The sequence below is a fragment of the Paraburkholderia sp. RL18-101-BIB-B genome, assembly GCF_046026985.1.
Classification (GTDB): Bacteria; Pseudomonadota; Gammaproteobacteria; order Burkholderiales; family Burkholderiaceae; genus Paraburkholderia.
The window spans coordinates 1-15,886 of the sequence record NZ_JARESV010000089.1 but is presented as its reverse complement, the minus strand read 5'-3'; the positions used below and the strand labels follow the sequence as shown (position 1 = coordinate 15,886).

The 15,886-nt window shown below is 60.5% G+C and carries 9 protein-coding genes and 2 pseudogenes; 7 read left to right on the top strand and 4 right to left on the bottom strand.

Going from position 1 to position 15,886, the window contains the following annotated elements; genetic code table 11:
- Positions 1 to 268 precede the first annotated feature (268 nt).
- From P0D73_RS44630 to P0D73_RS44600, 7 genes and pseudogenes are all read left to right on the top strand, one after another.
- Entirely contained in the window at positions 269 to 2,647 is a 2,379-nt protein-coding gene (locus P0D73_RS44630) for a mechanosensitive ion channel family protein (protein ID WP_408182221.1), read from the top strand.
- Positions 2,648 to 3,672: 1,025 nt separating this feature from the next.
- Positions 3,673 to 3,903, top strand: a pseudogene (locus P0D73_RS44625) (arginine deiminase family protein); the annotation flags it as partial.
- A gap of 44 nt (positions 3,904 to 3,947) precedes the next feature.
- Positions 3,948 to 6,344, top strand: coding sequence for a phosphoketolase family protein (locus P0D73_RS44620; protein ID WP_408182207.1), 2,397 nt, complete (start codon positions 3,948 to 3,950; stop codon positions 6,342 to 6,344).
- 44 nt (positions 6,345 to 6,388) lie between these two features.
- Positions 6,389 to 8,884 (top strand): glycogen/starch/alpha-glucan phosphorylase, encoded by a 2,496-nt coding sequence (locus tag P0D73_RS44615; protein ID WP_408182209.1) that lies wholly within the window; start codon positions 6,389 to 6,391, stop codon positions 8,882 to 8,884.
- Positions 8,868 to 10,961 carry a glycogen debranching protein GlgX gene (gene glgX, locus P0D73_RS44610; protein WP_408182211.1) on the top strand — a complete coding sequence of 698 codons (2,094 nt, stop codon included), beginning with the start codon at positions 8,868 to 8,870 and terminating at the stop codon, positions 10,959 to 10,961. Before P0D73_RS44615 ends, glgX begins: the two co-directional genes overlap by 17 nt.
- Positions 10,962 to 11,045: 84 nt before the next feature.
- Positions 11,046 to 11,295 (top strand): annotated as a pseudogene (locus P0D73_RS44605) (IS5/IS1182 family transposase); the annotation flags it as partial.
- 102 nt (positions 11,296 to 11,397) lie between these two features.
- Positions 11,398 to 12,222: a hypothetical protein gene (locus tag P0D73_RS44600; RefSeq protein ID WP_408182213.1), complete on the top strand. Its 825-nt coding sequence runs from the start codon at positions 11,398 to 11,400 to the stop codon at positions 12,220 to 12,222.
- A 145-nt stretch (positions 12,223 to 12,367) separates the two neighbouring features.
- Here the strand turns inward: P0D73_RS44600 and P0D73_RS44595 are convergent, their stop codons facing one another.
- The 4 genes from P0D73_RS44595 to P0D73_RS44580 all read right to left on the bottom strand — a co-directional run.
- The gene (locus P0D73_RS44595; protein WP_408182214.1) at positions 12,368 to 12,994 is read right to left on the bottom strand and encodes a hypothetical protein; all 627 of its coding nucleotides are present in this window, start codon (positions 12,992 to 12,994) and stop codon (positions 12,368 to 12,370) included.
- 510 nt (positions 12,995 to 13,504) lie between these two features.
- Positions 13,505 to 14,356, bottom strand: coding sequence for a 3-hydroxybutyryl-CoA dehydrogenase (locus P0D73_RS44590; protein WP_408182216.1), 852 nt, complete (start codon positions 14,354 to 14,356; stop codon positions 13,505 to 13,507).
- A 25-nt stretch (positions 14,357 to 14,381) separates the two neighbouring features.
- Positions 14,382 to 15,578 carry a beta-ketothiolase BktB gene (gene bktB, locus P0D73_RS44585; RefSeq protein WP_408182218.1) on the bottom strand — a complete coding sequence of 399 codons (1,197 nt, stop codon included), beginning with the start codon at positions 15,576 to 15,578 and terminating at the stop codon, positions 14,382 to 14,384.
- 61 nt (positions 15,579 to 15,639) lie between these two features.
- Positions 15,640 to 15,886, bottom strand: a 247-nt coding sequence (locus tag P0D73_RS44580; RefSeq protein ID WP_408436091.1) for a 4Fe-4S dicluster domain-containing protein, incomplete at its 5' end; no start/stop codon positions are given.

Here is a 15,886-nt window from a genome sequence, read left to right as displayed (position 1 = left end):
CAGATGAAGTGCGCTCGCGGAACCCATCCGTCCGCCGCGGATCAATTCTACGAACTGGCAATATAAGCAGTGCTTCTCATATCGATCACCTTTCGGCTGCGAGCCTTACTGCAACAAAACCCCGAGTGGGCATCGGTTTATGGTGATGTATGCTTTAACCGCGCGAAACGCAGTTCGGGTGCGCCAAGGCTTTCGTAATAGCGTTAGCCCGGGGCGATCCAGCTCTCACAGAGGTGACCTCTCGGAAGGGATCTCGATGACCCCCTCTATGCAGTGTGAATCCAGTCATGCCATGGTCTCCGCCAGACTGCCGGCGCACGCTGGATTATATGAAGGCGTGTGGTGTGCCATTGGGTGCGCCTGCTTATGGCTGGTCGTGACCAGCTTCCTCGTTCTGTCGACGGCGGCCATCAGTCCAGCGGCAGCCGCGTTGCCCGCCGGGCTGCAAAACATCCTCAACAATGTGACGGGTGGGACCGCGCCGCCAGCTTCCGCAGTGCAGGCTGCATCGGCACCAACGCCCGCGAGTCAGGCCGAACTGGCGCGCTCACTGGACAGCCTGATCGACACGCTCGAGAGCGATCCACAACGCAAAGCGCTGGTAGCCCATCTGAAGGGGCTTCGTGAAGGTACCCAAAGTGCCGCCCCCGCTGCGCCGGCATCGTCCGGACAAGGAAAAAGCGATATGCTCGGCGCGATTGCGTCAGGCATTGCGTCTGTCGAAACGGATTTGAGTGAAGGCCGCACACCCTTGCATTTCTGGGCGGCCCGTTCGAGCGCGGCGGCCGACGATCTTTGGACTATTCTCAGCGGCGGAAGCGGGGAGTCGTTCGGCCACGTCCTGCTTGGCATGATCGCGACGTTTGTGGGTTGGGGCGCGTGCGCTGGCCTGTTGATCTATCTGCGGCGGCGCATCAGTGCGCGTTATGGCTGGAAGCTCGTGCTGGAACCGGGTCCAACTTCGTTCGAACTCTTGAGTTTTGCATTTTGGCGGACGGCGCCATGGATCGCCGCTTTCGTGGCGGTGGCGCTGTTCATGCGCGGAATGCCTGACGCGCTCGGCGGCACGCTCGGGCTTGTGATCGTCTATGCCATAGTCGCGGGTTCGATCTTCTCGGCGATCTGCCTGATTGTGTTCTCGGCGTTCAACACGGCACACCGGCGTGTCGCAGTTCATCAGCTGCTCGCGCAAAGCCGCTGGCCGCTTTTCGCTATCGGTGCATGTGGTGCGCTCGGTGACGCGACGGCCAATCCAGACGTCACAAACCTGCTCGGTTTGAATCTCGCCGGGCTCGTATCGGCATCCGCAAATGTGGCTGCGGCCCTGCTGATCGGTTATTTCGCACTCGCTTACCGGCGGCCCGTCACGCATCTGATACGCAATCGCCCGTATGCGCAACGGCGTGATCACAAACTCGCCACGGAAGCGCTCGATATCCTGGCTTCGCTGTGGAACATCCCGGTCCTTTTAATCGCGATCGCATCGGTTTTTACGATCGTTGATGCGCGCGGTTCGGAAGAGAACGTACTACAACCGTCGCTTCTCAGTGCGCTGTTACTCGTGCTCACGCTGTTCGTGTCGGCGCTGCTGATGCACGTGACGCGTCGAAGGGACACGCGCGCCCAGCGCCGCGCGCCGCACCTGATGCGACTCTTGCGCTTCGTGAGCACGCTGCTCGTCCTTTTGATGTGGCTCGCGTACATTCAATTCGAGCTGGACCTGTGGAGCGGACCGATCGCGCGAATGATCAAGCACAGTGCGATGACACCCAGTTTCAAGCACGCGCTGATTACAGTTGTCGCGACGGTCTTTGGCGCCTGGTTCATCTGGATACTGTGCGACACCGCCATTCTCAACGCGCTGGGCCCGAGCAGTTCGCGGAACAAGGCACTCGACCCCGGCATGCGCGCACGCACGATGTTGCCGCTCGTGCGCAACGCTGTTTTCGTCGCGGTTGCGACCCTCGCCGCCATCGTCGCCGCCGCCACCCTGGGCGTCAATCTTACGCCTCTCCTTGCGGGCGCAGGCGTGATCGGTCTTGCAGTCGGCTTCGGTGCGAAGACGCTCGTCACCGACCTGATCACGGGGCTCTTCATCATTGTCGAGGAGACGATCTCGGTCGGTGACTGGATTGAGATTGACGGCAGCCACGCCGGCATCGTCATGGACCTGACGATTCGCACGGTCCGGTTACGTGACGGACAAGGCGCGGTTCACACCATTCCCTTCTCGCAGATAAAAATCGTTAAAAACCTGTCGCGTGACTTCGCCAATGCGGTGTTCGAGGTACGAGTGCCCTTCTCGCTTGACCTTGATGAAGTCACACGCATGATCGTGGAAGTGGGCGAAGACCTGCAGGGAAACTTTCGCCTGCGCAACGAAATACTTGCGCCCGTCGAAGTGTGGGGGCTTGAGCGTTTCGAGGCTAACTGGATGGTTGTGAAAGGGCAGATCAAGACGCGGCCGATGCAGCAGTGGGGCGTGGTGCGCGCTTTTAATGCGCGGCTCAAACGAAAGATGGACGAGGCGGGTATTGAGATTCCAGTGCCGCATATGCGGGTTCACACCCCGCCGAGCGGACCGAGAGCATGGTCACAGCCTGACGATGGTGGCCAGGACGAGAGGGAAGGGCAGCGCCGCGGTTGAAGCGGTAATTGGTGCCGCAAGTGCCATATCCCAACGCAAGTGCATCGACGGCATAACCCCAATCTGCTCGCATGCATGAATTCGTTTCTCTCCGATGCCAGCACGGATCCGGTTGCTTTGCACCGATCTGTCGGACGATGTCGTAGGATCGAGCGGCCGGAACGTGTGTCGGGAAGCTCGTCATGCCCCCGACCGACAGCAGGGCAAAGCGGTGCCGCCCATCGGGGACATCAAACTCACTCCGTCTCCAGACACACCGACTAGCTCGGGTGGGAGTGCCATTCGTGCCTCCATTGCGCAGAACAGGGAGCGGACGCGGTTTTCGTCAACGTTGAAAGGCAGGTCGTGCGTCCACGACGTCACGCTCGGGACGTCGGCATAGCGGCCATGCTCCTTCCAGTACTCCGTCATCTTGGCGGGTGACGGGCGCACGCGCCGCATTCCCATAACAGGCTCGAAACTGACCTTGATCTGCGCGAAGCTTGCAGGAGAAATGTTGTCAGCCGTGTGAAAGAAGGACGGCATACCGTCGCCCCGGCGGTCGCCGCCCGTCACCGAAGGAGAACAGGCTGCCGAGTCGATTACGAACTGATCTGAACTGAAACGCACTTCAGCCAGCGTTATCGATCGGCCAATAAACCCAAAGTCCTATTGTGGCAAAGCGTCAGCAAAGCTATTTTTTAGTTTGTACCATGCTGCGTCGCGCGTTTGTCGATCTGCCGACCGTAACCGTAGCCACTTTGTTTACCGGGGTCAGCATGCCATTGCGCTCGGCTCCGAGTCGCATCCGGTGCGACTCCTACGCCCCCGGGGCCCGCTAGTCATCACCACAGGCATGAGTCCGGGAGCGGCATTCACGTACGCAAAGAAAACTGCCATCCGGTTTGTAGAACGGAGAGTTGTTGCCGCCCCCTGAAACCTGCAAGAGATTCGTCACACTCGCAATTCAGGACCAGCATGGTGAGCACGGAGACATTCAACCTCGGAGTTCACTCCGAGGCCGGCAAGCTGCACAAGGTGATGGTCTGTTCTTTGTGACAAAGATGCGCGAACGCGGCGTTGAAGTCGTCGAGATGCACCATCTGCTTACCGAGGCAGTCAAAAACCCCGAGGCACGAACGTGGATCCGCGAACGTAAGACCCGCCCGAACACGACCGGCGTGGGCCTTGCCGGCGAAGTACGGAGTTGGCTCGATAACCTTGAACCGCGCCGGCTCGCAGAATTCCTGATTGGTGGCGTGGTTGTGGAAGATGTTCCGGATTGAGAACACGGCAATGCGCAAGGACAGGAGACATCGATATGGGCACACATCCTACGACGGCTGCTTCGGAGCAGACTGGGCCTGGCAGCGATGAACTTCGGCTGATCGATACGTGGTGGCGCGCATGCAACTACCTCTCGGTCGGTATGATCTATCTAATGGACAATCCGCTACTGCGCGAGCCGCTCAAGGCGGAGCACGTCAAGCCGCGGCTCCTCGGGCATTGGGGCGCGAGTCCAGCGCTTTCGTTCGTTTGGGCGCATCTGAACCGCGTGATCAAACGCGACGATCTGGACGTGATCTTCATGGCGGGTCCCGGACACGGAGCTCCCGGCGTACTCGGCCCCGCTTATCTGGAAGGCACCTACTCGGAGGTGTATCCGGACAAAAGCGAAGACGCAGAGGGGATGCAGAAGTTCTTCAAGCAGTTCTCGTTTCCAGGCCACATCGGCTCGCACGTTACGCCCGAAACTCCTGGCTCGATCCACGAAGGCGGCGAACTTGGCTATAGCCTGTCGCATGCGTACGGAGCCGCGTTCGATAACCCCGAGCTCATCGTGGCCTGCGTCGTTGGGGATGGCGAAGCGGAGACGGGACCGCTTGCCACGGCCTGGCATTCGAACAAGTTCGTCAATCCGGCGCGGGACGGCACCGTATTGCCGATTCTTAACCTGAATGGTTACAAGATCGCTAACCCCACCGTGCTTTCACGCATCAGCCACGAAGAGCTGGAAGCGCTGTTCGTGGGCTATGGCTACAAGCCGTATTTCGTCGAAGGTTCGGACCATGCCGAGATGCATCAAAAGATGGCGGACACGCTCGATACGGTCGTCGCCGAGATTTGCGCGATCCACGATAAGGCGCGCGCTGGCGGCGAAGTCGAGCGGCCGCGCTGGCCGATGATCGTGTTGCGTACGCCCAAAGGGTGGACGGGACCGAAGACGATCAAAGGACACAAGGTGGAGGGCTCGTGGCGTTCGCATCAGGTGCCGTTCTCCGACGTGCGCGGCAATCCCGCGAATCTCGAGCTTCTGGATAGCTGGCTGCGCAGCTACAAGCCCGAAGAACTGTTCGATGCCGACGGACGACTGCTTCCCGAACTGAAAGCCCTCGCGCCCAAAGGACGACGTCGCATCAGCGCCAATCCGCATACCAACGGCGGAATACTGCGCCGTGAATTGAAGTTGCCCGATTTCCGCGCGTATGCGGTAGACGTGACACAGGCGGGCAAGGTGCTGCAAGAGAATACCCGGCCGCTCGGGGAATTCCTGCGCGACACGATGCGCGAAAACATGAACACCTTCCGGGTGTTTGGCCCCGACGAAACGGCGTCCAACCGCCTTCAGTCGATCTACGAGGTCAGCAAGAAGATCTGGATGGCCGATCTCCTGCCGGAAGACGAGGACGGCGGGGAACTGGCGCGCGACGGCCGGGTGATGGAGATGCTGTCCGAGCATACGTTGATGGGCTGGCTCGAAGGCTATCTGCTTTCCGGGCGGCACGGTTTCTTTCACACGTATGAGGCATTCGCGCACGTGGTGGACTCAATGTTCAACCAGCATGCGAAATGGCTGGACATCAGCAAGAATCACGTGCCGTGGCGTGCGTCGGTATCGTCGGAGAACATTCTGCTGTCGTCGACTGTGTGGCGGCAGGATCACAACGGTTTTTCGCATCAGGACCCGGGGTTCATCGATCTCGTAACCAACAAGAGCCCGTCCGTCACGCGCGTCTACCTTCCACCGGACGCGAATACGCTGCTTGCCGTGGCCGACGGGTGTCTGCGGTCGACCGACTGCATCAACGTCATCGTCGCGGACAAGCAGAAGCACCTGCAATTCACGACCATCGACGAGGCAATAGTGCATTGCGCGAAAGGCTTGGGCATCTGGCGGCGCGCAAGCAACGACGAAGGTGAGGAACCGGATGTTGTCATGGCCGCGTGCGGCGACGTTGCCACCCAGGAGGCGCTGGCGGCCACGGCCATCCTGCGCGAACGGCTGCCGGAGCTGAAGCTGCGCTTCGTGAACGTCGTGGACCTCTTCAGGATGCAGCCCGCGAGCGAGCATCCGCATGGCTCGACCGAGCGCGAGTTCGACAGCCTCTTCACCGTCAACAAGCCGGTGATCTTCAACTTCCACGGCTACCCGTGGCTGATCCACAAACTGGCCTATCGCTTTCGCAATCACGAGCATCTGCACGTACGCGGCTACAAGGAGAAGGGCAACATCAACACCCCCCTCGAACTCGCGATTCTCAATCAGGTCGACCGCTTCAATCTGGTGATCGACGTGCTCGACCGCGTGCCGCGATTGCAGGGCAGGACAGCGCATCTCAGGGAAGACATGAAGGACGCGATCATCAGCAACCTGGACTACGCGCACACGCATGGCATCGATCGCGCGGAGATCACCGATTGGGTATGGCCCGAGTGAACGCCAGCCCCGATCGCCAGCCCCGATAACCGCAGGAAACGATTATGGCTGCCGACCCGACCACCACCGCTGTCCGCAGCTCCGCGCGAACGGGGCTGGATGCCGACGCGCTGAAGCGCGGCGTGCTCGACAATCTCATCTGCCTGCAGGCCCGTCCGCCGGGCATCGCTACCCCGCATGACTGGTACATGGCCCTTGCCTACAGTGTGCGTGATCGCATGCTGGCGCGCTGGGCTGCGACGTTCCAGACCTATGCCGAACGCGAGTTGAGGGTGACTTGCTACTTCTCCGCAGAGTTCCTGATCGGACCGCAACTCGGCAACAACCTCGTCAATCTGGGTATCGAGGCGAATGCGCGTGCCGCCATGCAGGCGCTCGGCCAGGACCTCGACGCGCTGCTCGCGATCGAGGAAGAGCCGGGACTCGGCAATGGCGGGCTCGGACGGCTTGCCGCCTGCTATCTGGACTCACTGGCGACGCTCGAAATACCGTCCGTGGGCTACGGCATACGCTATGAGTTTGGCATCTTCGATCAGGAGATCCGCGACGGCTGGCAGGTGGAAGTTACCGACAAGTGGTTGCAGAAGGGCAACCCGTGGGAGATCGTGCGCCCGAACGTGGCTTACTACGTTGCGTTCGGCGGACATACGCAAAGCGAGACCGATCCGCAGGGCCGCCTGCGCGTGCAATGGATTCCGGCGCACATGGTCAAGGGCGTGGCCTGCGATACGCCGATGCTGGGGTTCCGGGTCAATACCTGCAATACGCTGCGCCTGTGGAAGAGCGAAGCCGTCGAGTCCTTCGACCTGCAGGACTTCAACGCTGGCGATTATTACCAGGCCGTGCAGGAGAAGGTGATATCCGAAACGCTGTCCAAGGTACTTTACCCCAACGACGAGCCCGAAGCCGGCAAGCGGCTCCGTCTCGCGCAGCAGTACTTTTTCGTCTCCTGCTCGCTGCAGGACATGCTGCGCCTGCTCGATCTCAAGGGCGAACCCGTTGGGCGCTTCGCGGACATGTTTGCGGCGCAACTGAACGATACACATCCTTCAATCGCCGTTGCGGAACTGATGCGCCTGCTCGTGGACGTGCGATTGCTGCCTTGGGACGAGGCGTGGAGCATCACCCGGCGCACGCTCGCTTATACGAACCATACGCTGCTGCCTGAAGCACTCGAGACTTGGGGGCTGCCGCTCTTTCGCGGCCTGCTGCCGCGCCCGCTCGAAATCATCTACGAGATCAACCGCCGCTTTCTCGACGAGGTCCGGCAACGTTATCCCGGCGACGACGCACGCCTCGCGAGGATGTCTATGATCGACGAGGCAGGCGAGAAAAAAGTGCGCATGGCGCATCTGGCGACTGTCGGGTGTTGTGCCGTGAACGGCGTGGCGGCGCTGCATTCCGCGTTGCTCAAGCAGACCGTGATGCGCGACTTCGCGCAACTGTGGCCCGAGCGCTTTCATAACGTGACCAATGGCGTCACCCCGCGTCGCTTCATGCTGCTCAGCAACCCGGGATTGGCGCGGCTGCTGGACAAGACTGTGGGGGAGGGATGGGTGACCGACCTCACGCGGCTTCGGGCTCTCGAAGCGCATGCCGACGACGCTGCCTTCCAGGACGAGTGGCGCGGCGTCAAGCGTGCGAACAAGGAGGCTCTGGCGCAGCACATACGGAGCGCGGTTGGTGTCGTCGTCGATCCTACCGCGTTGTTCGACATTCAGGTCAAGCGCATTCACGAGTACAAGCGCCAGCACCTGAATGCGCTATACGTCGTTACGCTGTATCAGCGCTTGCGTCGCGACCCGCAACGGGCTGTCGCGCCCCGCTGTTTCGTGTTCGGCGGAAAAGCGGCGCCGGGGTATGCAATGGCCAAGCTGATCATTCGACTGATCAACGGTGTGGCCGAAGTCGTGAACAATGATCCTGCGATGGATGGCAGGCTGAAGGTCGTGTTCTTCCCGGACTTCAACGTGAAGAACGCACACTTTATCTATCCGGCCGCCGACTTGTCCGAGCAGATCTCCACCGCCGGCAAGGAAGCGTCAGGCACCGGTAACATGAAATTCATGATGAACGGCGCACTGACCATCGGGACACTCGACGGCGCGAACGTCGAAATCCGGGAGGAAGTGGGCGATCAGAATTTTTTCCTTTTTGGCCTGACCGCAGAGCAGGTGGAGCAGATCCATTGCGAGGGCTATCGTCCGGCGGATTGCGTGAATGCGAACGAGGAACTGCGTGAAGCACTGGATCTGATCGCGGGTGGGCACTTCTCGCGTGGAGACCGCAATATGTTCCGCCCGTTGATCGAAAATCTGCGGCAAACCGATCCGTTCCTCGTGTTGGCGGACTATGCGGCCTACGTGGCGTGCCAGGAGGAGGTGAGCGCCGCCTGGCAGGATGCGAGACGCTGGACCCGTATGTCGATACTCAACACCGCGCGGGCGGGCAAGTTCTCCTCCGACCGCGCGATACGCGAGTATTGCGAACAGATCTGGAAGATTCACCCGGTGAGCGTCGATCTTGACCAGCGACTCTGAAACCGGCCCGGCCCGAGTTTATCCGGTTCATCCCGGATCCCGTTTCCCCCCGGGCGCAACGGTTGTGCCCGGGGGAGTCAACTTTTGCGTTTTCAGCCGCCACGCAACGCAGGTGGAACTTCTGCTCTATGCGGCCCCGAGCAGTCGCGAGCCGTTCCAGATCGTCCCGCTCGTGTCCGAGCGTAATCGAACCTTCTTCTACTGGCATGTGCTGGTGGAAAACCTGCCGCTGCACATCTGTTACACATGGCGCGCGGACGGACCGCGGGACACGCAGCATACCGGCTGCGCGTTCGATCCGAGCAAGGAACTGCTTGATCCTTTTGCCCGTGCCGTGTCAACTGATCTATGGACACGGCGCCCTGCTGGCGATACGGCCGACGCCGGGCATGCAACACACCGCGCGATCGTGACGGAGCCGATGCTCGCGTCCGGCAGCCGAGCATCGCGCGGACTGGACGACGCGATTATCTACGAGTTACACGTCGGCGGTTTCACCCGCCATCCTTCGAGCGGTGTAGCGCATCCCGGAACGTTCGCCGGTTTAATCGAAAAAATTCCGTATCTGAAGCAGCTCGGCGTCACCCACGTCGAACTGCTGCCGGTCATGGCCTTCGATGAGCAGGACGTGCCGCAAGCCGCAGCCGTGCGCGGGCTTTGCAACTATTGGGGCTACAGCACGCACAGCTACTACAGCCCGCATCCCCGATACTGCATCGATACCAATCGCGCTCCGCAGGAATTCCGGGAGCTCACGGACGCGTTGCATGCCGCGGGCATCTTCGTGCTGCTCGATGTCGTTTTCAACCATACGGCGGAAGGCGATGCTTCAGGGCCGGTGATTAACTTCAAGGGCCTGGCGAACGACATCTTTTACCATCTCGACGGGGGCGACCGGCGCCGCTACCGCGATTACACGGGCTGCGGAAATACGGTCAATTGCAACCATCCTGTGGTAACCGCATTCATTGTGCATTGCCTCGAATACTGGGTGGAGGAGCTGGGCGTCGACGGATTCCGCTTCGATCTGGCAAGCGTATTCGCGCGCGACCAGCGAGGCGAACTGATGGCCGACCCGCCGATCCCCTGGGCTATCGAGTCTTCGCGAGTGCTTTCGCGCGTGCCGCTGATCGCCGAAGCATGGGATGCTGCCGGTCTTTATCACGTCGGCGCTTTCCCTGGCATGGCCTGGGCCGAGTGGAACGGCCGCTACCGGGATGTGATTCGCCAATTCGTGCGCGGCGATCGCGGCCTCGTCGGCAAAGTTGCCAGCTGCATCGCGGGAAGCTCGGACCTCTATGCGGACGACGGCAGGCTCCCCAGCAACAGCATCAATTTCGTCACTTGCCACGACGGCTTCACGCTAAACGATCTGGTGAGTTACGAGGTAAAGCACAACGAAGCCAACGGCGAAGAGAATCGCGACGGCAGCGATGCAAATATCTCGTGGAACTGCGGCACCGAAGGCGAGACCGACGACCCTGAAGTGCTCCGCTTTCGACTCCGCCAGGCGCGGAACCTGATTGCCATCCTGTTCTTGAGCCGGGGCGTACCGATGCTACTCGCCGGCGACGAGGTACTGCGCGGCCAGCGTGGCAACAATAACTGCTATTGCCAGGACAACGCACTTGGCTGGTTCGACTGGACACCGTCAGATGCCGGTATGGACATGTCCCGCTTCGTGCGTGAGTTGATTGCGTTGCGCAAACGGCACGCGAGTCTGCACCGTGCGCGCTTTTTCACCGGGCGTCCCGCAAACGGGCAGACGCACCCCGACGTGGCTTGGCACGGCGAGCGCCTGCATGAGCCCGCATGGCACGACCCGGAATCCTGTCTCCTCGCTTTCACGCTTGCCGGGCAAACTTCCGACGAGCCGCTGCTGCACGTGGTGTTCAACATGGACCAAGTCGCGCGCCTCGTCGCGCTTCCTGACTTCGACAAGCGGGGCTGGCGGCGCGTCGTCGATACGGCAGCGGTCCCACCGCACGACATCGTCCCGCTTGCCGAAGAGGTCAGGGCGGAAAGCAAAGCATGTCGTGTGCAAGCGCGCAGTGTGGTGGTTTTCGAAGAGAGGTGAACGGACCTGCCGAGCGACGTGACGGCATGAATGACCATCGCGACCCCAAGCAGGTTGCATTACTTCTCGGATGTATTGGTGAACTACATAGGCAAGGACAACGCCGTGAGGATCGTAGATGTCTCCGTTGACGAGCGGGCGGTCCATCGCTCTACCACTGTTGAACACGATCCGAATCTGCACGTGTACTGGCCCGACGCCCTGCCGGCGTTACCTCCTCAAGGACCGATGTAGCACAAGTAAATATCGCCGGATTCGACGATGGGAGCACGAACGCGTACTAGAAATCATGCGGCGTCGACCCGACCGAGCGCCGAACGCAATGACCGTACGGCCCTTCCATTAAGTTGCACCGTTTTTCGGGTACTTCATGTCCACCCAATCATCGAGGTCATGGAAGTGCGCTTCCAGGTCAATCGTTGCGTAGGGGCTCGTTATGCGCCGCCGTATTCTTCGAATCGCACTTTCGAGTGTCGCGCTCATAAGTTTGCCAGCGTGGGCGGACACACCTCCCATTGTAGATGCCAGCACTCGGTGGCAATTCGCTCTGACGCCCTATGTCTGGTTGCCCAGCGTCGACGGTTCGATGCGTTTCTCGTTGCCGGACAACGGCGAGGCCGATGCATCGACTGGCCCGTATAACTATTTCCAGAACATCCGTTTTTTTGCGATGCTGCAGGGCGAAGCGCGCAAGGGCGACTGGAGCATCTTCGCCGACGCAATTTACCTGAACTTCGGCAATCACTCCGCAACAGTACAGACAAAGGGCAGCGGTGCTCTCGAGCGTCAACTGGAAAGCAGCGGCGAAACCAGCTTCGAGGGCGTATTGATTCAGTTGGGTGGCGGCCACACCGTCGTACAGCTGTCGCGCGTCACACTCGATGCGATTGTGGGAATCCGCTATCTTGGCGTGCGCAGCTCGCTCGACGTGTCTCGCAACACCACTGCTGGAGGTGCCGGACCAGGTTTCACCCCGGAATTCCACGCGTCGCAAAGCGCGGATATCTATGACGGATTTATCGGCGTTCGCGGTCGAGTGTCGCTTACCGGCGATGGCCGCTGGTATGTTCCGTTCTATCTCGATGTAGGCACCGGTACATCGGACTTTACCTGGCAGGCTGCGTCCGGTATTGCGTATGCAATGAAGTGGGGCGACGTCACCCTGTCATATCGCTATCTCGCGTTCTACGGTTCGGGTGATCAACTTGTTCAAAGTCTGCGTTTCAAGGGCCCAGTCTTGAGCGCGACGTTTCGATTCTAGATTCGATCCGGATTGCACAGCTGGCTGGTTGCGGTCTGGAAACCGTTTTGTAGCGATCAACTCCGTCGAGCAGCAGGCGATCCTGGCGTGGCATAGCGTGCGTAATGGTTGGCAGGAGGAACGTCTGTGTCACTGCGATGTCACCCTAGCGCGCGACAACCACCGTGGTCTCGGATTCATACGTGATCCTCACGTGACTATGGCGCGCGAGAGACTGCATCACTTTGACGAGCTCGGGGCGGCTGACCCGGACCGAATGCGCCGTACCTTCCTTGTCCTCGATCGTCAGCAGGTTGAGCTTGTGATCGACGCCGGTGACTTCGGCCACGCCCTGGAAGACTCTGAGCGCCTGAAACTCCTCTTGTCCGGCACCCGGAGAATACTGGGTCAGCTTGACCGTGCGGTTCAGGCGCGTGAGCGGCACGCCCTTCGCGAGCGACAGTTCAGTGACATAGGGTTCCAGATAGCTCGCCGTGACCTTGTCGCCGATTTTGACGGCGCTGAGTGCGTCCCGGTGGTTTTTAGCGTTGAAACTCAGATCCTCGTGGCCCGGCACGGTCACGACGATGATTGCGTTTCGCTGGTCGATCAGGCTGACGGTGCCGCTCTCGCTGTCGACGGATGCGCCGCTTGGGACGGCTTGCGCAGCCGCCGACGGGACGGCGTCGTCCGCACCGCACTCGGGAATCCATGCGGCGGACAAGCCCAAAGCCGCAACAATGCAAATACAGCGGCGGGCAGCGGAAATGCGCGTTTTCGATCGGAATGGCATGGCAGTCACCTTGTGCGATCAGGTACTTGTTTGCGATGCGCGCGTCGCGCCCGGCCTGTTCATTACTGCCTTGGCCGGAGCGAGACCATCTTGTCCACGGCGCGCCTTGAACCGCCGCTGCACTTCGTTCTGCGCTGCAGGTGCTCATGTACGGATTTGCTCATGGCGGTGTGCCACAGACCGTTTCGCCACGGGCGTTCTTCGCGCATTCTGCAAACGCGTTCGCCGACAGCATCACGCACGCCAGTATTATCAGAGTCTTCATGGACATTCCCCCGTGACGGCTGCGGCGGTGGATGCATTCTCGGCGTCAAACGAATCTTGTCCGGGGTGATGGCCAGCCTCGCAATGTGGCGGTGCCGTCTATCAGTGTAGGTCTTTCAGGGGCATTTCGTGCGGGCGAACATGTACCGCAGGGCTCACGGTAGACTGATCCTGAGCGTGAGTTCCATCGTGACGGGGAGGTTCATGCTCTCGAATGCGGCGGCCGACGTTGGCACTTACCGTTGATCAATCGTAGCGGTAGACTCCGTGCCGGGTCTTGCGCCCGAGACGCCCAGCAGCCACCAGTTCGCGAAGCAAAGGGCAGGCGCGATACTTCTGATCGCCAAGGTCCTTCGCGAGTACCTCTAACACGGCGAGGCAAACATCAAGGCCCACCAGGTCCGCCAATGCAAGCGGTCCAATGGGGTGATTGGCGCCAAGACGCATCCCCTCGTCAATTTCTTCCGCCGTTGCGACTCCCTCCGCCAGAACGAAAAATGCCTCGTTGATCATCGGCACCAGAATCCGGTTGACGACGAATCCTGGCGAGTTCTTGACCCCGATTGGCGATTTGTCGAGCCGGCGGGACAATTCGTGAATTGCGTCGACAGTTTCCGTGCTGGTCTGCACACCACGGATGATCTCGACGAGCGGCATCAGGGGCACCGGGTTGAAGAAGTGCATGCCGACGCAGCGGGAAGGATCGGCAAGATTCGATGCCAACGATGTTATGGAGATCGACGAGGTGTTCGTGGCGATAATCGCGTGTTGTTTTGCGACCGCTTCGATCTGCTTCAGGATCGCGCGTTTCAGCTCGACCTGTTCGGTTGCGGCCTCGATGACCAGATCCACCTCGGCGAGGCGCTGATAGTCGGTTGAAGTATCGATGCGCGCCAGCGTCGCGCTGGCCACCTCCGCGGCGATCGTATTCTTCGCTACAAGCCGCTCCAGACTCGACCGCAATGCCGCCATGCCTCGCGTGAGGGCAGTCTCGGTGACGTCGATCAGAACGATCTTGAGTCCGGCCGTTGCGGCGATCTGCGCGATACCACTGCCCATCGTTCCGGCGCCGACGACGCCGATCGTTTCAATGGTCATGTTCGATCTCCGATAGTCAAATAGTTCATGGCGACGCCTGGAGGTTTTCGAAGATAGCCGCGATACCCTGACCGCCGCCAATGCACATGGTCACCAGCGCGAAACGCCCGTGAACACGCTTCAGTTCGTGGAGAGCCTTGACGGTGATCAATGCGCCGGTTGCGCCGATCGGATGACCCAGTGAAATGCCGGACCCGTTGGGATTCACTTTGTCGGCGTCGAACTGGAGTTCCTGTGCGACGGCGCAGGCTTGTGCGGCGAATGCTTCGTTTGCTTCGATCACATCGATATCGCGAATCTCCAAACCCGCGCGTTGGAGCGCGATGCGCGTGGCTGGCACGGGACCGATGCCCATGTAGAGCGGATCCACGCCGGCATGAGCGTAGGACACCAGGCGGGCCAGCGGCTTGAGCCCGCGTTGTTCGGCAGCTCCTCGCTCCATCATCAGGACGGCGGCGGCAGCGTCATTGATACCGGATGCGTTACCCGCCGTCACGGTGCCATCGGTCTTCTGGAAAGCGGGTCGCATACCGGAAAGGTCGTCAAGGGAGACGTCCGGACGCACGTGCTCGTCCGTGTCGAACGACACTTCCTTCCCCTTGACCCGGCGCGTTACGGGAACAATCTGCTCCTTGAAGCGCCCTTCGGCGATCGCGCGCGCTGCACGGCGGTGCGATTCCACAGCCAATGCGTCCTGCTGTTCGCGCGTGATGCCATATTTCTGCGCAACATTCTCTGCCGTGATCCCCATCGGAACAGCATGGAAGGGATCATTAAGCGCGCCGAGCATCATGTCGATCAGGCGCGCATCGCCCATCCGCACGCCAAAGCGTGTGTCGGGCGTCATGTAGGGCGCACGGCTCATGTTTTCCGCGCCGCCACCGATGGCAACGTCGGCGTCACCCAGCAGAATTGCTTGCGCGGCAGAGATAATGGCCTGCAATCCGGAGCCGCACAGGCGGTTCACGGTCAGTGCCGGCGCCGCTTCGGAGACACCTCCGTTAATGGCGGCCACGCGTGCCATGTACATGTCTTTGGGTTCAGTTGCGATAACATTGCCAAAGACTACATGTCCTACCTGATCGCCGGCAACATTGGCCCGTGCCAGTACCTCTCGCACTACAAGCGCTGCAAGCTCTGTCGGCGGCACGTCTTTCAGGCTTCCGCCGAACTTTCCAATGGCGGTGCGCACACCGCTCACAATAACGACCTCTCTTTGCACGTTGCACTCCTTGATTTAGATGGCGCACGCAGGCATCGTTTTCGACGCCCCGGGTATCGAATCACATGTTCGGATAGTTCGGACCGCCGCCACCTTCAGGCGTGACCCACACGATGTTCTGCGTCGGGTCCTTGATATCGCATGTTTTGCAGTGCACGCAGTTCTGCGCGTTGATCACGAGGCGCTCGCTGCCGTCGTCGTTCTTGACGAACTCGTACACCGCTGCCGGGCAATAGCGCGATTCCGGACCGGCATAGGTCTGCCAGTTCACATTCACCGGCACCGACGGATCTTTCAGCGTCAGGTGA